This is a genomic window from Pseudomonas sp. S2_E02 (genome assembly GCF_054668355.1).
This window is the reverse complement of sequence record NZ_CP162761.1, coordinates 4,707,650-4,725,485: the sequence shown is the minus strand read 5'-3', so window position 1 is coordinate 4,725,485 and position 17,836 is coordinate 4,707,650. Positions and strand designations below refer to the sequence as shown.

14 protein-coding genes are annotated in these 17,836 nt (G+C 59.9%); 1 reads left to right on the top strand and 13 read right to left on the bottom strand.

The window, feature by feature from the left end; genetic code table 11:
* Positions 1-71 precede the first annotated feature (71 nt).
* Positions 72-1,601 carry an FAD-dependent oxidoreductase gene (locus AB4O01_RS21250; RefSeq protein WP_460089445.1) on the top strand — a complete coding sequence of 510 codons (1,530 nt, stop codon included), beginning with the start codon at positions 72-74 and terminating at the stop codon, positions 1,599-1,601.
* 102 nt (positions 1,602-1,703) lie between these two features.
* On the opposite strand, the gene pgaD is transcribed toward AB4O01_RS21250, so the two are convergent.
* The 13 genes from pgaD to AB4O01_RS21185 form a co-directional block, all read right to left on the bottom strand.
* Positions 1,704-2,231: a poly-beta-1,6-N-acetyl-D-glucosamine biosynthesis protein PgaD gene (gene pgaD / locus AB4O01_RS21245; RefSeq protein WP_460089443.1), complete on the bottom strand. Its 528-nt coding sequence runs from the start codon at positions 2,229-2,231 to the stop codon at positions 1,704-1,706.
* Positions 2,228-3,583, bottom strand: coding sequence for a poly-beta-1,6-N-acetyl-D-glucosamine synthase (gene pgaC / locus AB4O01_RS21240; RefSeq protein WP_093440350.1), 1,356 nt, complete (start codon positions 3,581-3,583; stop codon positions 2,228-2,230). Before pgaC ends, pgaD begins: the two co-directional genes overlap by 4 nt.
* 1 nt (position 3,584) lies before the next feature.
* Positions 3,585-5,582 (bottom strand): poly-beta-1,6-N-acetyl-D-glucosamine N-deacetylase PgaB, encoded by a 1,998-nt coding sequence (pgaB, locus tag AB4O01_RS21235; RefSeq protein ID WP_099757678.1) that lies wholly within the window; start codon positions 5,580-5,582, stop codon positions 3,585-3,587.
* Between the two features lie 12 nt (positions 5,583-5,594).
* A complete protein-coding gene (gene pgaA / locus AB4O01_RS21230) occupies positions 5,595-8,075 on the bottom strand; it encodes a poly-beta-1,6 N-acetyl-D-glucosamine export porin PgaA (protein ID WP_460089441.1) in 2,481 nt (826 codons plus the stop codon).
* Positions 8,076-8,324: 249 nt separating this feature from the next.
* Positions 8,325-9,830, bottom strand: a complete 1,506-nt coding sequence (locus tag AB4O01_RS21225; protein WP_427120397.1) for a YdgA family protein — start codon at positions 9,828-9,830, stop codon at positions 8,325-8,327.
* Positions 9,831-10,133: 303 nt separating this feature from the next.
* Entirely contained in the window at positions 10,134-10,769 is a 636-nt protein-coding gene (locus AB4O01_RS21220; protein WP_460089439.1) for an NADH:ubiquinone oxidoreductase subunit N, read from the bottom strand.
* Positions 10,770-10,862: 93 nt separating this feature from the next.
* Complete coding sequence (locus tag AB4O01_RS21215; protein WP_116256408.1) at positions 10,863-12,305, bottom strand: efflux transporter outer membrane subunit; 1,443 nt, start codon at positions 12,303-12,305, stop codon at positions 10,863-10,865.
* Complete coding sequence (locus AB4O01_RS21210; RefSeq protein WP_099757674.1) at positions 12,302-13,204, bottom strand: efflux RND transporter periplasmic adaptor subunit; 903 nt, start codon at positions 13,202-13,204, stop codon at positions 12,302-12,304. The genes AB4O01_RS21215 and AB4O01_RS21210 overlap by 4 nt, the downstream gene beginning before the upstream one ends.
* Positions 13,201-13,410, bottom strand: a complete 210-nt coding sequence (locus AB4O01_RS21205; protein WP_034151805.1) for a DUF1656 domain-containing protein — start codon at positions 13,408-13,410, stop codon at positions 13,201-13,203. Before AB4O01_RS21205 ends, AB4O01_RS21210 begins: the two co-directional genes overlap by 4 nt.
* Complete coding sequence (locus AB4O01_RS21200) at positions 13,407-15,470, bottom strand: FUSC family protein (protein ID WP_460089436.1); 2,064 nt, start codon at positions 15,468-15,470, stop codon at positions 13,407-13,409. Before AB4O01_RS21200 ends, AB4O01_RS21205 begins: the two co-directional genes overlap by 4 nt.
* Positions 15,467-15,895 carry a MarR family winged helix-turn-helix transcriptional regulator gene (locus AB4O01_RS21195; RefSeq protein ID WP_093440308.1) on the bottom strand — a complete coding sequence of 143 codons (429 nt, stop codon included), beginning with the start codon at positions 15,893-15,895 and terminating at the stop codon, positions 15,467-15,469. The genes AB4O01_RS21200 and AB4O01_RS21195 overlap by 4 nt, the downstream gene beginning before the upstream one ends.
* A 117-nt stretch (positions 15,896-16,012) precedes the next feature.
* Entirely contained in the window at positions 16,013-17,488 is a 1,476-nt protein-coding gene (locus AB4O01_RS21190; protein WP_175559669.1) for a Fic family protein, read from the bottom strand.
* A 101-nt stretch (positions 17,489-17,589) separates the two neighbouring features.
* Complete coding sequence (locus tag AB4O01_RS21185; RefSeq protein WP_186620834.1) at positions 17,590-17,835, bottom strand: DUF2789 domain-containing protein; 246 nt, start codon at positions 17,833-17,835, stop codon at positions 17,590-17,592.
* Position 17,836: the final 1 nt, after the last annotated feature.

The following is a 17,836-nucleotide window of genomic DNA, read 5'->3' as shown; positions in this document are numbered from 1 at the left end:
GCAGTAGCAAATGGCTGAACCTCGCACTACCGCGCAAACTCACAAGAGAAATGCCCGTGAGGAAGCCGATCATGCCAGTGCACCGTGTCGCCCGTATCGCCGATGTCCCAGAAGACCGTGGCCTGCAAGTTGAAATCGGCGCGTGCAAGATCGTGCTGCTGCGCGCCGGTGGGCAATTACGTGCCTATCAGGGCGAATGCCCACATGCCGGCGCACCGCTGGCTGACGGTGCGTTGTGTCACGGACGGCTGATTTGCCCTTGGCACAAGGCTGCGTTTCGCGCCGAGGATGGTGCGTTGTGCGAGCCCCCGGCGCTCGACAGCCTCAAGCGCTATCCGCTGGAGCTGCGTGGCGACGAGGTTTGGGTCGATGATCAGCCGTTGCCCGACCCGCATACGCCGCCGGCGGACGATTCGCGCACTTTCGTGATTGTCGGTGCCGGCGCGGCAGGTACAGCGTGCGCGGCGGCGTTGCGGGAAAAGGGTTTCGGTGGCCGGATCGTGATGATCGATCACGAGCCGGGGGCGGGTTACGACCGTACGGTGCTGAGCAAATTTGTCCTTGCCGGGGAGATGCCCCCGCAAGAAATACCGCCGCTGCGTGAGGATGATTTCTATAAAGACCAGCGCATTGAACGCCAACAAGGCGAAATCAGCGCAATCGACGCTCCGAACAAAACCCTGCACCTTATCGACGGCCAGACGCTGAGTTATGACGCGGCGGTGCTCGCCACTGGCGGCGAGCCCAATCCGCTGGATTTACCCGGCGCAGATCTTCCGCAGGTATTCGTGCTGCGCTCAAAAGCTCAGGCAGAACGGATCATGCACGCTGCCAGAGAGGAGCAACGTGCGGTGATCATCGGCGACAGCTTCATCGCCCTCGAATGTGCGTCGGCCCTGCGCCAGTATGGTCTCGATGTCACGGTGCTGGCTCGCCACGCGATTCCCTTCGCTGCGCAATTCGGTGAAGCCGTGGGCAAAGCGATTCGCGCGCTGCACGAACAGAACGGGGTGAAGTTCATCACCGAACACGCAACCACCGAGATCATCGGCGAAGGCAAAGTCGAGGCCGTATTGCTGGACAATGGCCTGCGTCTTTCGGCGGATCTGGTGCTGGCCGGGGTCGGCGTGCACCCGGCCACCGAGGCCTTCGCGTCACTGCCGAGGGAAAAAGATCAGTCACTGCGCGTCGATGACGGCATGCGCGTTACGGACGGCCTGTGGGCGATCGGCGACATCGCCACCTTCCCGCTGAACGGCCAGTTGCAGCGTATCGAACACTGGCGCCTGGCCCAGCAACACGCACGCATCGCCGCGGCCAATATGCTCGGTGGCGAAGAACATTACCTAGACGTGCCGTTTTTCTGGACCTGGCACTTCGGCAAGAATTACGACTACCTCGGCCACGCCGAACACTGGGATGAGGTGGAGTTTCTCGGCGAACCCGAAAATCCGCCCTTTATCGGTCTGTTCGGCAGAAACGGTGTGCTGGTCGCTGCAGTCGCCTGCGAAAAGGAACGTGCAATGGCGCTGTTGGCCGAACGGATGAAGCAACCGCTGGCAATGGAAGAGGCCTGGACATTGATCCGCGATTACGCTTGATCGTTCCCACGCTCTGCGTGGGAATGCAGCCCGTGACGCTCCGCGTCACTGGACGCAGAGCGTCCCTAGAGGCATTTCCACGCGGAGCGTGGGAACGATTAATTAACGGGGAAGGGGTTCGCGATTATCGTCATCTTCAGCATGCAGAAAGATCACCCGCGGATGCTCCAGTGGTGCCAGCGGCGGTGGCAATTCCTGCGGATGAACCGGCCAGAAATGTGTCACCACATGGCTGATGTCACCCTCCTGATCGTTATGAATGGTCATCACCCCAGGCGTGCGCAGTTTCTGAAAGCGGTCATCGCAGAGTTTGAAACTCTTGCTCAGCCCTTCATCGTCAATCACCGGCGATGGCAAGCGGCGCTGGGCGAAGCTGCGGCTTTTGCGCTGCTGATAACGCGCCCAACCGATCAGAATCACCGCATTGACCAAGGCCACCCACAGATAGATCTGCAGGGTGCCCAGCGCGTCGAACGCCGACTTATCGAGCAGCGGCCCGCCCGCGTGAGTTTCGATCAGCGGCCATAAGCCACGGATCAGCAGAAACAGCAGGCCAACCCAGGCCACAACGGTGAGGATCACATCGATCACTACCAGAAAGGGCCGCTGGCGAGTCCGGATGATTTTCATTTGATGACCTCCTCTTCGTCGTCGCCGATCGGTTTGATGCCCCGATCAGGACTGACCCAACGCGCACGTTTCTGATGTTGACCGAACAGCACTTTGGGGAAGCTGACCAACGTGGTCAGCAGGCTGATAAGCCAGAACACCAACGGATACCAGACCACCCAGAACATCGTGCGGCCCAATCCCGGCTCATAGCGCCGATCGATGACGATGCTTACCGCGAACTGCACCAGACAGACGAACGCCAGCAACAAACCGGTAAATGCCGGTGGCATCAGGTGATCCACTGCGATTGCCTCGGGCATGACCACAAACTTGCCGACGCCCCAGAAGATTACCGACAACAAGAAGGTGAACGCCCAACCGGTCGACAGGCAGTATTCGAACAGCAGCGGCCACAGGTAACGGTGACGGTACTGCCAGATACCACGAATGTTTTTGAACAGCACTTCGGCACCGCCCTGCGCCCAGCGCAGTCGTTGCTTCCACAGACCGCCGAGGGTTTCCGGCATGAGGATCCAGCACAGCGCGCGCGGCTCGTAGAAGATGCTCCAGTGGTCGAGTTGCAGCTTCCAGCTGATATCGATGTCTTCGGTGATCATGTCCGGGCTCCAGTAACCGACGCGGTTCAACGCGGTACGGCGGAACGCGACGATCACCCCGGAGACGGTAAAAATCCGCCCGAATACCCGTTGCGTGCGCTTGATCAAGCCGATGATGGATGAGAACTCACCGACCTGCACCCGCCCGACCAGCGTCGAGCGCGTTCGGATCCGCGGGTTACCGGTCACCGCGCCAAGGCGTGCGTTATCCAGCATCGGTGCGACCAGATAGGCTGCGGTGTTCGGCGCCAGCAGCGCATCACCGTCGATGCATACCAGATACTCACTGCGCGCTGCGATAGCGCCCATGCGCAAGGCGACGGCTTTGCCCTGGTTTTCCGCCAGGTGCAGCACGCGCAGGCGCGGATCTTCCTTGGCCAGCGCATCCAGCACTTGCGCGGTGTTGTCCTTCGAGCCGTCGTTGATCGCGATAACTTCGATGTTCGGATAATGCTGGGCCAGCGCCGCGTGGATCGTATCGGCGGCATTGTCGCCTTCGTTGTAGCAAGGGATCAGGATCGAGATCAGCGGCTCGCCTTCCAGTGGCGGTGGCAGGGTGTCGTCCTGCCACGGCCAGTGGCGTTCCCAGTGCAGCCAGAAGTACAGGCCGCCGGCAATCCACAACCCGGACATGAACAGCGGGTAGAAGAACACGAAGTCCATCAGGAACTGCCCGGTGACCAGGAAGATCAGCCCCAGCGGCACGCCGAGGACGAGCGCCAGAACAAGCAGGGCTAACAGTCTATCCAGCATGTTATGGATTCCATTTGTTGGAGAGTGCAGGCCTTACGGTTTTCAGGTCCGGCAGGTTGTCGAGGAAGTTGTCCGGGTAATAACCGAAACTGGTCGCGCCCTGACGCTTGAGACGGCCCATCCAGTCCGCCAGATGTGCACCGTCGATGTCGGCCTGATCCTTTTTCGTCCAGTCGCGGGCCTGCAATTCGAACACCGTGCGGTTCAGGGCTCCGGGGCGCTTGCTGACGGTTTTCACCAGGGTTTCCAGCCACGGGCCGGACTCGGCCTGGGTCTGTTTTTCCATGAGCGGCATGGCCATCGGCGCGGTCCAGTCATAGGTCTGCAGGAAATCGTCGAGGTTCTGTGCGTACCAGGCTTCGCTGCCGGGATTGAGCATCGGCTCGGCGAAAATATTGCGTGCGGTCAGCACCTGCGGGCCCCGAATGGCGCGGACTTTAGCGGTCAGCTCGTTGGTGAAGTCGATCAGGTAGCGGCTCTTGAACCGCGTCCATCGCTGCAGGGCCGCCGGATCATCGCGCAGGGCGGCAATTGAACCTGGCAAACCGTGGGCGACGTAGGCTTTCAACGCTTCGGGGCCGGCGTCCTCGAAGTCCGACAGAATCGCATCGTCGTGATAGAGGATGCCGTCGACCGAGGTCAGCCGCGCCACGTCCTCGTAGATTTCGCCGATGATCCGCCGCACCTCCGGATCGAACGGTGACAGGCGTTGGTACTGATCCGGATCGATTGCGGTGGTGCCGGTTTTCGGATCCCAGCGCGTGACACGCGGCAGCTTCGCATCAAGGCCGAAACTCAGCACCGGCATCCACGCAAACACCTTCACATTGGCGCGAGTACGCAGTTGCCAGGCCACGCGGTCGAAAATATCCGCACGTACCGGCAAGTGACGGTTGGGAAAGTACAGCGAGTGCACCAGACCATCGCCCTGCGGATCGGCAAAGGCTTGCAGGAACACCGTGTTGGCGCCCATGTCGGCCATGCGCTGCACCAGTTTTCCGAGGTTGATGTCCTGTTGTGCCGGATCCGGGTCGTAGACGTTGTCCAGATCAACGTGCACCACACGCATGACGAAATCCGACTGCACGTCGACGATGCTATTGGAGAAAACCTCGCCGTCGGGATCGGAGGAAACCAGGAAGCGCGGGCTGCTCATCAGGTTGTCGAGGGCGTCGAGACCGTCGTCCAGCGTCAGGGCCATTTCGTAGCCCTCCTCACCGACCACGGTCAGCGATGTGCCATCCGCCGCACCATACGGCCAGACCCAGACGCGTGGTTTCTTGCCGGTGACCTTGCGGATTTTTTCCGAGATGTTGTTCACGTCGGTGCGAATCCGTGCCTGGAAATCGGCCTCGGACTCATAACGTTTGGTCACCGGGTCATAGCGCCGGGTCGCAGCAGCAGGCTGCAGGTTGCCCTGCGGGTTGGCCAGGATCCCTTTGTGGTTGGCGTCGGTGTGCGCGGCAATTTCCACCAGGCCGGATTGCGAGATTTCGCGCACCTGATCCCAGGTCAGGAAGTCGGAACGCGCACGCGGCGCACCGGCAAAATCCACCGGTTGATTGAGCGGCGTGTCGATCCAGACGCCGACCGGGGCCAGCAAGGCGTGCCAGTTGTAGGCACGCAGCACCGGCAGCACGCGGGTGTAGAAACTCGCATAACCGTCGTCGAAACTGAGCAGGATCGCTTTCGCCGGCAGCTCCGGGCCGCCCTTGCGCGCGGCCATGATCTGGTCGACCGTCACCGGTTTGTAGCCGTTCTCGCGCAGCCACGCGAGCTGCTCGATCATGCGCTCGGTGCGCACCGCCACCACGGCCTGATCGGGATCGCGGTCTTCAACATCGTGATAGGCGATGCCGAGCACGTGATTTTTCGGCCACGGTTTTTCGCTGGCCGCCAGCGGACGCTCGGACGGCGGCGCAAAGGCCGGAGCTTGCTGGGCGCAGGCGCTGACCAGCAGCGCTCCCAGCAGAAGGATGAAACGCGAAATCAAAGGCATCTTCAAACTCTTCTAGAAGCGGAAAGTGAGGTCGACGAGCAGACGCAGATCGGTCTCCCGATCACCGTCGTAAGGCCGGTTGATCACACTGAACAAACCGCCCACCTCGAACACGTCGTTCCAGGCATAACGCTGGCCGTAACCGAGCAGGGCCATGCCGCCGGTGCCGTGCTCACGCTGGCTGTACGTGCCGGCACCGGCCTGGAATTGTTGGCTCCAGGAGGTTTCGTAGCGGTGGTAGAGCACGTGATTGACGTTGACCAGCGGCATCACGCTGAAGTCGGATTTGGGGTTGAAGTACGGCACGTCATCGGACTTGGAGTTGTGGCTGGTACCGACTTCCAGACCGGCGTCGACCTGCACGTTCGGCGCGCTGTAGATGCCCTCGCGGCCGGTGAGCAAGGCTTCAACGCGGTTGTTGCCGTCGCTGAAGTGCGACGGGCTTACCGACAGGCGCCACTCGCGGCTTTCGTTGGCACGCCAGCGAATGAAACCGCTGCCGCCATTGGCCTTGATGTCACTGTTGAGCGCGCGCAATGGCGTCTCGGCCGACAGGTATTCGAGGCTGCCGCCGTACTGCCAGTGGTCATTGAAGTCGCGGGCGATCGCCAGACGCGCGCCCTGTTTGTCGCCGAAACCGTAATCGTGATTGGACACCTCGGCTTCAAGGGTCATGTCACGAGTGCGGCGCTCCAGGCCGACACGCTGAAAGCGGTGGTGCCCGGTGCCTTCGGCGAAGTCGCCGGTGGCATACCCGGCCCCGGCGAACACGCGCCAGTCTTCATCGATCGGCGGGCTGTACAGGGTGGTCTGGATACCAAAATCGCGGCTGCCACTGACGGCTCCGGCATCGCCACTGCCGCCGCCATTGGCCTTGCCGCCGTAGGCTTCAACGCGCAGTTCGGACATGTCATGCACTTCGCGCTCGCGCGCTGCACGCTGGACCTGACGGTTATCAGGGAAACGCGCGACCACGTCATCGGTCAGCGCATCCATCTGCCGCCATTCCTGCAGCGTCATCGCCGTGCGCGCCTGCGCGACTTCCAGGCCCATGCCGCGCGGCACCATGCTCTCGGTTTCCTTGAGCTGGATTTCCGCACGGCGCGGCCATTGCCGCGCCAGATACAGGTCAGCCTGGGCCAGACGCAGGCCGACATTGCCGGGGGCCTGATCGACCAGCGTCTGCAAGCGTTCTTCGCTGTGGGGCAAGTCGGAACCATAGGTCCCGGCCTGCGCGGCCAACTGCTGGGCGTCCATCCATTCATGGTTGGGATTGCCGATGGGCAAACCTTTGAGTTCGACACGCGGACGCTGGGACTTGGCAGCGTCCTCGGCGACTTTGCGCGCGTCATCGGCACGGTCGCTTTCCAGCAATGCGTAATACAGCGCGGTGGTGTCTTCGAGGCGATCACCGACATCAGCGTCCGGCGCCGACAGCACCTGGCGATACAAGTCCGCGGCGATTTCCGGTTCACGTTGATCCAGATACGACGCCGCTACCCAGCGCAGGGCGTAAGTCGGAATCTTCACGCCTTCGGCTTGCAGCTTCTGGTACTCAGTGATGACCTCGGCCGTGCGTACCCTGGCCTTGAGTGCGCCCATGCGGTCGATGCGCCAGCGAATGACGTCGTCGTGAGCTGTGGCGTCAGGTGTCCAGGTGGCGAGCAGTTTGTCGTAATCGACCAGCGCACGGTCGGCGATGACGTAGCGTTCTTTTTCGCTGCGGGTGGCGAGTTCGGCGAGACGCACGCGCTCGGCGGCCAGATCACCTTCGAGGCGACGCAACGTGACCGGATCGATCAACCCCGGACGCTGATTGGCCAGACGCAGCGCCGGTTCCGGCAAACGCGCCTTTTGCAGAGCAACCACGTATTCGCGAGCGACTTCCGGCTTGCTGCCGGCGCGCTTGAAGGCCTGATCGTATTCGAACAGGGCATCGTAAGGTTTGTTGTCACGGGTCAGGGCATAGCCCAAGGCGAGACGGCGCGACGGATCATCGGGCTTGGCCGCCACCAGCGCTTTGGCGCGGGTCACCGCTTCGTCGGGTTTACCGGCGTCAGCCTGGGTCAGGGCCAGGCCCAGTTGCAGATCGGCGTTATCCGGCTCCAGCGCCAGGGCCTTGTTGTAGACCTGAGTCGCCTGGTCCCAGCGCTTGAGGTTGCGATAGGCACGGGCGGTGGCGGTCAGCGCCTGAACCGGCAGGACGCGGTCGCGGCCCTGGGTTTCATAAACCTGCACCACTTCGGCATCGAGGCCGGCCCAACTGGCGATTTGCAGGTGATCGCTGATCTGCCCGGTCGTCGACTGACCGGGTGGCACCTGACGCAAAACCGTCAGCGCCGGCGTGTACTGCCCGGCGCGAGCGTCGCGCACCATCTGATCGTAGGGTGTGTCGGCAAACGCCAGCGCCGGCCAGAGCAACTGGCTGCACAGCGCGACTCGGAACAAAGGGCGTAAACCACGATGTAATACAGGAACATCAATACGCGGCATTCGTCAGCATCCTTACATGGCCAGCCGGGTCGCAATGCCCTCCTTGCCCATTCGTAACGGTGGCCGCCAATGCACATGCAACGGCCAAGCTTAGTCAGGCAGTTTTGCACGCAAGCGTAGAGCAACATCCAGAACACAATAATTGTTCAGAATCGTGCTGGCGGTTCAGCCGAAACCCGAACGCCAGACAGCAAAACGCCCGGCGTCTGTGCGATACAGAGGCCGGGCGCTGCTATTAAGAACGCAGAATTACTGCACTTGCGTGACGCCTGCGAACTTGCTCATCAGGAAGCCGACGAACTGCTCAACGGTCATCTTCTGGCCGTTGAATTCGACCTGATTGGCGGCGTAGTGCAGCTTGGTCACGACGTTGGTGCCGTCGACGACGGCCAACTGCGAACCGACCGCCATGCCGGCGAACATGTCAGCCGCTTCCTTGGACTGATCGACGATGGCTTTGGCATCGGTCTGACCATCCAGTTGCGCCTGTACGCTAAGCAGATCGACCAGCATCGGCTTGGACACCTGGATATTCAGATCAAGCAACGCAATCAGTTGTTTGCCCAGTTGATCCGGCGGCAAATCCATCGATTGCGGCTTGGTCAGGTCGATCACCAGATTGGCCTTGCTCTCGCCGTTGGCGGTGTTGAACGAGAGGTTTTCCAGCGCAATCTGTGGGCCGGCGGCCAGCAATTTCTGCAGGTCGGCTTTGACCTGGGCGTTTTCAGCTTCGGTGAGGTTCAGCTCCGGCGCTGGCAAGCCTTGGGCTGCAGCCTCGGCCGCGGCTTTTTCATACGGCTGCAATTTGGTCTGGTAGATCTGCATCAGCGACATGGTCGACGGGATGTCGAGGTTTTTCAGGCTCATGGCCATGTTCGCCGAACCGACTTTCTTGTCGTTGATGCTGACTTCGCCAATCTTGTAATCAGCACGACCCGAGGCATTGCTGCCGTTTTCTTCGGTGAGGTTCTTCATTTCGAAGTTCTTCACACCGAGCACCGATTGCTTGGTGCCGAAGGTGGTTTTGCTGTTGGTCAGCTCCAGGGTGTTTTCCCCGGTGTAGTAGCCGTAGCTGCTTTTGGCGAGGTTGCTGGCCAGGGTCAGACCGTTGAGTTCGACCTGCACCGGCGCCTGATCTTCAGCCACGGTGACCAGCTTCAGGTTGTCCATGTAACCGTCTGCCTTGACCTTCTGCGCTTTGGCGTTAGCGGAGATGTTCATGGTCAGGCCGGAAAATTTCAGACTCGATTGCTCATCCAGCGCAGTTTCGAACGGCAGCAGGTCGAGAGTGCTGGTGGTGGACTCGTCGTAGCCGATGCTGGTTACGCCTTTGAGCGGCGCGGCGCCCTTGGTGGCGGCGAACCATTTCTCGGTGGCCGGATTCTTTTCCAGTTCGTAGTTGCTGGTGGCCATGACCGGCAGCCATTTCAGCGAAACCAGACGCGAGAACGGCAGCGGACCGTGTTCGATGTGGTCGACAAACAACAGTTCGACCGGCTTGTCGCCAAACATCTCGCCTTCACCCTTGAGGCGATAGTGCGCGGTACTGGTGAAAGTGTGGCGTTCCAGCGACACCAGCTCCAGCGATGCGGTGCCGTTGGAGCCGGCCATGGCGGTTTGCAGCTCTTGGTTGGCATTGCTGACGGCGTTGTTCAACACGCCTTCGATCTTGGTCCCGGTGTACCAGGCCCCGCCCGCGCTGATCGCGCCGATGGCAACAACAATTCCGAGAAGCACGCCTGCTGATTTATTCATGAATGACCTGATCGATTTCCGTGGCTGTGAGTGTGGTCGTCTTCCCTGAACCCGTGACCGGGTCGCGGCTCGACTGCGCTGAATTCAGCGGTGGAGATTAGCACCGGGCACGCAAGACGGCCCAATGTTTAAAGGTTAAAGAGTGTCTTTGGGGAGAGTGGACAGTGGGCGGGCAGTGAGAGTTTCGCTGTTTTTCAGTCCGCCTTCGCGAGCAAGCTCGCTCCCACAGTGGATCTGTGCTCAACACAAATCCACTGTGGGAGCGAGCTTGCTCGCGAAGGGGCCAGATGATTCAGCAGAGAATCAGGAATACTGAACCTCAATCTCATCCAGTTGATGATCAAAGCTTTTGAGCCGCGCGGTCCAGGTGTACACCAGCACTTCAAAGTCCCGATCGATCACCGCCCCGCCCGGCCCCTCGGCGCGCGGGTCGCAGAAATCCAACTGATAGCGCTCGCGGGCCATGGCCGTGGCGACATTGGACAATTCGCGGGCGTTGTTCAACCAATGCCAGCCCTCATCATCGATCTGCTTGTCGAGTTCCAGGCACTGCTTTTTCAGCGCTTCGAGACTTTTTTCCAGCGGCGTGCCGGTGAGTTCGCCCATGACTTCGGCGAAGGTGCGCCCCGGCTGCCAGTAACTGCCCCAGAAATACCGGTCGAACACGGTTTCGACCCGGCGCAGGGCGACTTTGGTGTCCCAGATCAGCACCAGGGTCTTGCCCTGTTCAAGCTGCCGCTTCTTCACGCGCTGCACCTGAACCGACGCCCAGGCGACCACGACGATGGCCATGACCGCAATCAGCGCGACGGCGCTGTCGAGGAAAACCATGGCCTTGTCGATCTGATGGGCCAGCATGATGCCGTAGAAATAGGTCGCCGAGAGCAGCACCAGCGCTGCGAGGGCGCACCAGAAGCCGAGAGCGTAAGGGTTTTTCATTATTGGTTTCCCCTAGACCAGCGCTAGCAATGTGCGCTGAAAGGGCGCCTTGCTCGGGGCACCCTTCCAACACTTCAAAGCATAGCAACGGCCTCAGGGTTTGCTGGGGCTTGCAGCGTGCGTTCGTCCGCTTTCCCAACCGCCGCCCAAGGCGAGGAACAAATCGATCTGGCTCATCGCAACCTGGGTGTTGGCGGCGGCCAGTTGCGCGGTGACATCGGTGTAGGTGCGCGTTGCTTGCAGGTCGGCGAGGAACGACTCGCGGCCGGCCTGGAAGAAGCGGTGGGTCTGGTCGGCGGCCAGTTTCGCTGACTGCTCGGCATCGGCCAGCGCATCGCGGCGTTGCAGCAAGGCGCTGTACTGAGCCAGACCGGTCTGGGTTTCGCGAATGGCGTTGAGCACCACGCCGTCAAAGTGCGCCAGTGCGCCTTGGGTCGCCGCTTCTGCCTCGCGGATTCGCGCACGAGCGCCGTTGGTCGGCACTTTCCAGCTCAGCGATGGGCCGAAACCCCAGCGGTTGGTCGACGGATCACCCAAGTCATCGATGAGACCAACAGTGCCGATGGTCGCGCCGATACTGATGTCCGGATACAACTCGCCAGTGGCGACGCCGATGCCGGCGGTCGAAGCGGCCAGACGACGTTCGGCCTGACGAATGTCCGGGCGACGTTTGAGCAGCGCAGCGCCATCGCCGACCGGCACCAGTTGGGCGATTTTCGGCAGTTCGGCGCAGGTGGCGGTGCCGGCCGGCAATTGATCGACCGGTTTGGCCAGCAGCATCGACAGACGGTACAACCCAGCTTGACGGGCCGCTTCATAGCGCGGCAGTTCGGCGCGCAGGGATTTGAATTGGGTTTGCGAGCGAGTCACCTGAGTTTCGTCGCCACGGCCGGCATCGCGCAGACGTTGAATCAGCGTGGTGCCTTGCGATTGCAGGTCGAGGGAGTGCTGGGCAATTTCCCGTTCTTCGTTGGCCGCGCAGACTTGGGTGTAAGCACGCACGACGTCTGCCACCAAGGTGATCCGCGCCGTGTCTGCCGCTGCCTGGGTCGCGTCGGCATTGGCCTTTGCGCCTTCGATGCCGCGTTGCAAAGTGCCCCACAGATCGAACTGATAAGAAGCGCTGATGCCGATGTCGCCGACGTTATCGACCGGGACTTTTTCCGGCAGCAAGAATGCCTGACCAGACTCTTGCAAACGCTGCGCACCCATCTTCACACCTGCGCTCCAGCCGCCCGCTGCTTCGGCCTCATCGACCTGAGCTCGAGCCCGCTGCAGGTTCGCCGCCGCTACGCGCAGATCGGTATTGGAAGCCATGGCCTGCTGCACCAGTTGATCCAGCCGCGCATCCTTATAAAGACGCCACCAATCCGCCGGCACCGGCGCCGAAACTACCGGTTTGCCGGCCACCGCCAGTTCGCCCTGAAAATCCTTGCGCTGCACCGCTGCATCCTCAGGCACGTGATAATCCGGCCCGACCATCTGACAGGCCGAGAGCATCACGCCCAACCCGGCGATCATCAGCGCCCTGCTCATTGCGCAGGCTCCTGTTTCCGCTCGTCGCGTGGCTGATCGTCGATGATCGAAACGGTGGCAGTGCGTCCGGCGATCATGCGGAAATCTGCCGGCACGTCATCAAAGGCAATCCGCACCGGAATCCGCTGCGCCAGCCGCACCCAGCTGAACGCCGGGTTGACGTTCGGCAACAGATTGCTGCCGCTGGTACGGTCGCGGTCTTCGATACCGGCGACGATGCTTTCAACATGCCCGCGCAGTTTGGCGCGGTCGCCGATCACACGAATATCCACCGACTGGCCAACATGAATGCCGTCGAGTTTGGTCTCTTCGAAATAGCCGTCGATGTGAAACGAATTGCTGTCGACCACCGACAACACCGGACGCCCGGCGGTAACGAATTCCTGCGGACGCGGCGCACGGTCGTTGACGTAGCCGTCCACCGGGCTGCGGATCACTGAGCGGTCGAGGTTGAGCTGAGCGCTGTCCACGGTGACCATGGCTTCGGCCAGTGCCGATTGCGCGCGGGCGACCTTCGACTGGCTTTCTTCCAGTTGCTCGGCCGGCACCAGGTTACCGAGGCCACGGTTACGCTTGGCCTCGCGCTGGGCTTGAGCGAGGGTTTCTTCGCGATCAGCGACGGCCGCCTTGGCCTGACGCAGGGCCAGTTTGAAGCGATCCTGGTCGATGCTGAACAGCACCTGGCCACGCTTGATCAACTGGTTGTCTTTCACTTCAACCTGCTGGATCAACCCGGAAACGTCCGGGGCGATCTGGATGATGTCGGCGCGAATGTGGCCGTCACGGGTCCACGGCGCGAACATGTAATACATCACCATGCGCCAGACGAGGACAACGGCAAAAGTCACGATCAGCAGGGTCAGTACCACGCGACCGATGGTCAAAAACGGTTTTTTCATGTCATCAGGTATCGACTGAGTGAGTCCACGCCGTACAGCAGTACCGCGTAGAGAGCCACGTTGAACAATGCCCGGTGCCAGACCAGACGGTAAAAGTGCACGCGCTGAAGTACGCCATGCACCAACAAAAACAGCACATAAGTAATGCCCATCAACACCAGCAGGGTCGGCAGGAAAATGCCGCTGATGTCCAGATCACCGATCATAGGGGCGCTCCATCGGGCAGCGGTTCTTCGGAGTCGGCACTGGCGACGAATTCGACGCCGGGCAACAGCGCCAGACGCAAACCGCTCAAGGCGTGCAACAGGTTCAAACGGGTTTCATCGTCGCCCTGGCCATTGAGTGCGCGACGAGTACGATCGAGGGTCATCAACAATGGCGCTGGCGCCGGCAAGCGTTCGCCAGCCTTGAGACAAGCGCGGAAATACTCGCCGACTTCACTGACCACTTGCTGCAACAGCGCGTTCGGCGCGCCCGTCACCCGTGGGGTATAGGCGAGTAAATCGAGCAGGTTCAGGCCGACGCGGACTTCGCGCATGGCGATGCCGGTGTCTTGGCCGGTGAGGGCCAGACGCGGCAGGTGCTGCATCAGTCGATCGAGCAACTGCACGCCCAATTTGCGGTGTTCGGCAAGGTTGGCCGGCTCGGTCATGTGGACGATGTCTTTCCAGCTGAAACGGGTCAGGCGTTTGGCTGCCAGTTCGGCGCCGAACGGGCGTGCGACCAGCGTCCAGATGAAAGCGAAAAGCAGGCCGATCGGTCCAGCGAGGTTGGAGTTCACGAAGGCGAAAAAATCCGCATCGTAAGCGCCCTGAATGCTGATGAACGACGAGGTGTTAACCAGCGTCAGCAGCATGCCGAGGAAGAACCGCGGCTGTACCGTCAACGTGCCGACGCAGATGAACGGGATGGAAAACGCCAGCACCAGCATCGGGAAGTCATGCAGGTTGGGCAGAATCAGAAACAGATAAAGGCTGGCGAACAGCACCGACATCCCGGTCCAGAAAAAGAACCGGTAAATCTGCGGTGCCGGGTCGTCCATCGAGGCGAAAAAGCTACAGGCCACCGCGGCGAGAATCACCGCGCTGCCGCCGTCCGGCCAGCCGAGCAGAATCCACAGCACCGAGGCGGTGATGATCGCCAGAACGGTCGAGGCCACCGAGTAGAGCATCAGTCCACGATCAATAAACGGTGTCAGTCGACCCAGTCGCCAGTGGCGATACACCGCGCGCCAGCTGTCCTGGCGTTCGCAAAGAATCGCGTCCTGCAGACTGCGGCAGTCTTGCCACAGATCGATGAATTCGCCGAGACGATAAATCGAATTTGAGAACAGCAATTGCCTACGATCCTCAAGCGCCTCGACGCTCGGCTGCAGGGCTTCGAGCTGATCTTTCAGCGTTTGCCAACGGTCGAGATCGGCGTCCGGGTGACCGAGCCATTCACGGGTCGCGGTAAGCAGCGGTGCGAATTTTTCCACCAGTTCCGGCGTGCGCCGTTCGAGGGCGTAGAGCGAATCTTCCAGCGCATCAATCACCGGTAATAGATGAATCATCCGCCCGCGCAATTCTTTGGTGTTGCGCACGGTTTGCGGTCGCGCACCTTCGTGAGGCAACTGGCCAATCATTAATTCGAGGCTGTTGAAGTTGGCAACCATGGCCATGCGCAGCGCAGTGACTTCTTCGGGCTGCACGTCGCGGCTGAGGAATTTCAGGCTGTAGGTCGTTGCGTCGGTGAACCACTTGCTCACGGCATCGTTGAACACCGGGGCCAGACGACGCGGCCAGAACATCGCGCCGACCACGGCGGCAACGGCGATGCCGAGGAAAATCTCTTCGGTGCGCGCCTCTGCTACGTCCCACACCGCCAGCGGGTTATCCACCACCGGCAAGGCAATCAGCGGCAGGGTGTAACCGGCGAGCATCAATGCATAGTTGTTGGCCGTGCGCAGTTGCAGGGACAGGAACAGCAAAATACCCGTCCACAGCGCGATGACCACCACCAGCACAAACGGACTCTGCACGAACATCGGCACGAAAAAAACCGCCGCCGCGGCACCGAGAAAAGTCCCGATGGCACGGTACAAGGCCTTGGAACTGGTCGGCCCGAGAAACGGGCTGGAGACGATATACACCGTGGCCATCGCCCAATACGGACGCGGCATTTGCATGAGCAAGGCGATGTACAGCGCGATCATCGACGCTGCAAACGTACGGACCCCGTAGAACCAGTCACGGGCCGGCGGAATGCCGGAGAAAAAACCGTTCAAGAATTGACCACCAAAGGCGGACTGGCCGCCTCAAAAGCTCTGAGTACCCGAAGCGTAGCTTCCAGATCGCTTTGCTCGATGCCTTCGAGCACCTCGTGACGCAAGCGCACCAGTTCGATCTCCACCGCTTGCACCAGTTCACGACCGGTGTCGGTCAGGCTCAGGCATTTGGCCCGGCGATCCTGGGCATCTTCGGTGCGGCAGACGTAGCCGGAATGGCACAACTGATCGAGCAGACGCACCAGCGACGGACTCTCCATCCCGGCGGCCTGCGCCACCCGCACCTGGCGCACGCCCTCGCCCAAGCGGCCGATCATCAACAGCGGCACGGCGCAGGCTTCGGAGATTCCGTAGTTGACCAGCGTGGTCTGGCAGATCTTCCGCCAATGCCTGGCGGCCACCACCATGGCACTGCTGATGTTCATCTGGAGAGCGTCGAGTTCGTTCGGCACGAGGAAATGCACACTGTTAGTTTGCTAACTATCAATATCGCATTGGAGGGGAATTTCAGTCAAGTTTTGAAACAAATTGCCTGTTCAGGGTTAGCCTACCGAATCGAAATCACCCGCTATCTGCTCAATGAAATCGAAAACCTCCTCCGGCACGCTGAACTGGAACTGCTTACGTCGATGCTTTGAAACTTTGTTACCGTTATCCAGACACATCATTACCAGTTTCGAGAGGTCGCTCCCCCGTACGTCAAAACGCCCATTCACCTCTTTGATGACGTAGTCGTATTTTTCAAGAAACTCGGTCTCCTCGCGCAGCTCCACTTCCAATGCTCGCAAGGCCATCTGCAAGGTAAATTCTGCACATTGAGTCCCGTCCCAGAATCGATAGATTGAGTCGTGCCCAATAAAATCGAAAGCCATCTGATCAGCGTCCAGCCAAGTGACATTCCAGAACTCTCTTGCTGGTTTCGAGAACTCCTTTAACGCTTCGAGATAGCCAGACTCTTCGTGTTTCATCGCTACGGAAACCGGTAACAACAAACCATTTTTTAGAGCGTCAGAGTGGCAAAGCGTCTGGTGAATCAGGAAACGTGAAAGTCGACCATTGCCATCCATGAACGGGTGAAGAAAGACAAACCCGAAAGCCACAACCGCTGCAGCTATCAACGGATCAACCTGCTTGGCTGAGTGATTGGCAAAACTCATCAACTCGTCCATCAACTCCCTGCACAATTGCGGCGGAGGCGGGACATAGCTGACGCCAGCTGCGCCTCTCAAGCCGTTGTGTAAATGGTTCTGTTCATGACGGAAAAGCACAGCTTTATCGAAAGGATTGGAAACCGTACTGTTCTGCAACTCGACCAAATAGTCTTCGCTCAACTCTGTTCGCTCATGGGCTTGGCGCAGAAGCCGAACAAAACGGCGCGACTTTTCTTCGTTGGGCTCTTCTTTCTCAATGGCGAAAGAATCGCGGGTCTCATGCAGATAGGCCCAATTGATTGCCCGATCCATCATTTCCGGCGGCAACGTCGCCATAAAAGCCTGGGCTCGACCAAGGATGTCCAGATCAAGCAGCGCCTGCAGCTCCGTCGTACGCTCGACTGTGGCGCAGTAACGCATTGACCCCAACCCGTTAAAATCTACCCGCCAACGACTATTTCGAATTGCAGGCCCGGTGACATAACGCTTGGGATCAAACAAAGCGACAACGTTGCCCCGAACCGGTACGGAATATTCCAGCTGTTTGCCCGTGAAACTTTCCCAAAGAAAACAGGCCTTGCGGATAAATACCCCGTTAGGTGATCGGCTCAACTCACCTAGCAACTCGTCCGCTTCAACGGTTTCAAGCGCCTGAGCAAGAATGCACAGGTTTATTCCCTCATGCTTCAGAGCAAACAAGATGTGCTCAAGTGTCGAACCCTGTGCCGGCGCGACGCCGTTTGGAACCGCTAGACACTCACCGATCAAGGTAATCCGGGTAACCGGTTTGATCATCGCAATGCGCTTGGGGGCAAATGCATTAAGCTTCAGCGCATCACGCAGGTGGGCATATCCAACAGTTGGCATCGTCATCGTCCACGTAAAAAATTCACTGCGACGATTAAAGCCCAGTTTTTTTTACATCGCGCATGTTTTTTTTACATTTCAGCCTTTCCCTACAATTTTTTTTACACACTCCTGCCCTTACGCAACAACACATCCAACTGATCCACCACCTCCGCCCAGTCGGCGTCATCCAGAATCTCGTCCCGTAAAAACTGCGACTGACTCTTCGACCAGAAAAACGCGTCAGCCAAATGCAGCTCGGGTTTGAGCGGGGAATGGGTAGCAATGAATTGGTCAATGCTGGTCGGATCGTTGTCCAGGCCGAGTTGTTTGAACAGGGATGGGAGAGTGTGGGTTGGTTGCTCCATT

Coding starts and splice junctions, on each gene's coding strand:
- AB4O01_RS21250 (WP_460089445.1), top strand. CDS start 72: ATGCCAGTGCACCGTGTCGCCCGTATCGCCGATGTCCCAGAAGACCGT.
- pgaD (WP_460089443.1), bottom strand. CDS start 2,231: ATGAAAATCATCCGGACTCGCCAGCGGCCCTTTCTGGTAGTGATCGAT.
- pgaC (WP_093440350.1), bottom strand. CDS start 3,583: ATGCTGGATAGACTGTTAGCCCTGCTTGTTCTGGCGCTCGTCCTCGGC.
- pgaB (WP_099757678.1), bottom strand. CDS start 5,582: ATGCCTTTGATTTCGCGTTTCATCCTTCTGCTGGGAGCGCTGCTGGTC.
- pgaA (WP_460089441.1), bottom strand. CDS start 8,075: ATGCCGCGTATTGATGTTCCTGTATTACATCGTGGTTTACGCCCTTTG.
- AB4O01_RS21225 (WP_427120397.1), bottom strand. CDS start 9,830: ATGAATAAATCAGCAGGCGTGCTTCTCGGAATTGTTGTTGCCATCGGC.
- AB4O01_RS21220 (WP_460089439.1), bottom strand. CDS start 10,769: ATGAAAAACCCTTACGCTCTCGGCTTCTGGTGCGCCCTCGCAGCGCTG.
- AB4O01_RS21215 (WP_116256408.1), bottom strand. CDS start 12,305: ATGAGCAGGGCGCTGATGATCGCCGGGTTGGGCGTGATGCTCTCGGCC.
- AB4O01_RS21210 (WP_099757674.1), bottom strand. CDS start 13,204: ATGAAAAAACCGTTTTTGACCATCGGTCGCGTGGTACTGACCCTGCTG.
- AB4O01_RS21205 (WP_034151805.1), bottom strand. CDS start 13,410: ATGATCGGTGATCTGGACATCAGCGGCATTTTCCTGCCGACCCTGCTG.
- AB4O01_RS21195 (WP_093440308.1), bottom strand. CDS start 15,895: ATGAACATCAGCAGTGCCATGGTGGTGGCCGCCAGGCATTGGCGGAAG.
- AB4O01_RS21190 (WP_175559669.1), bottom strand. CDS start 17,488: ATGCCAACTGTTGGATATGCCCACCTGCGTGATGCGCTGAAGCTTAAT.
- AB4O01_RS21185 (WP_186620834.1), bottom strand. CDS start 17,835: ATGGAGCAACCAACCCACACTCTCCCATCCCTGTTCAAACAACTCGGC.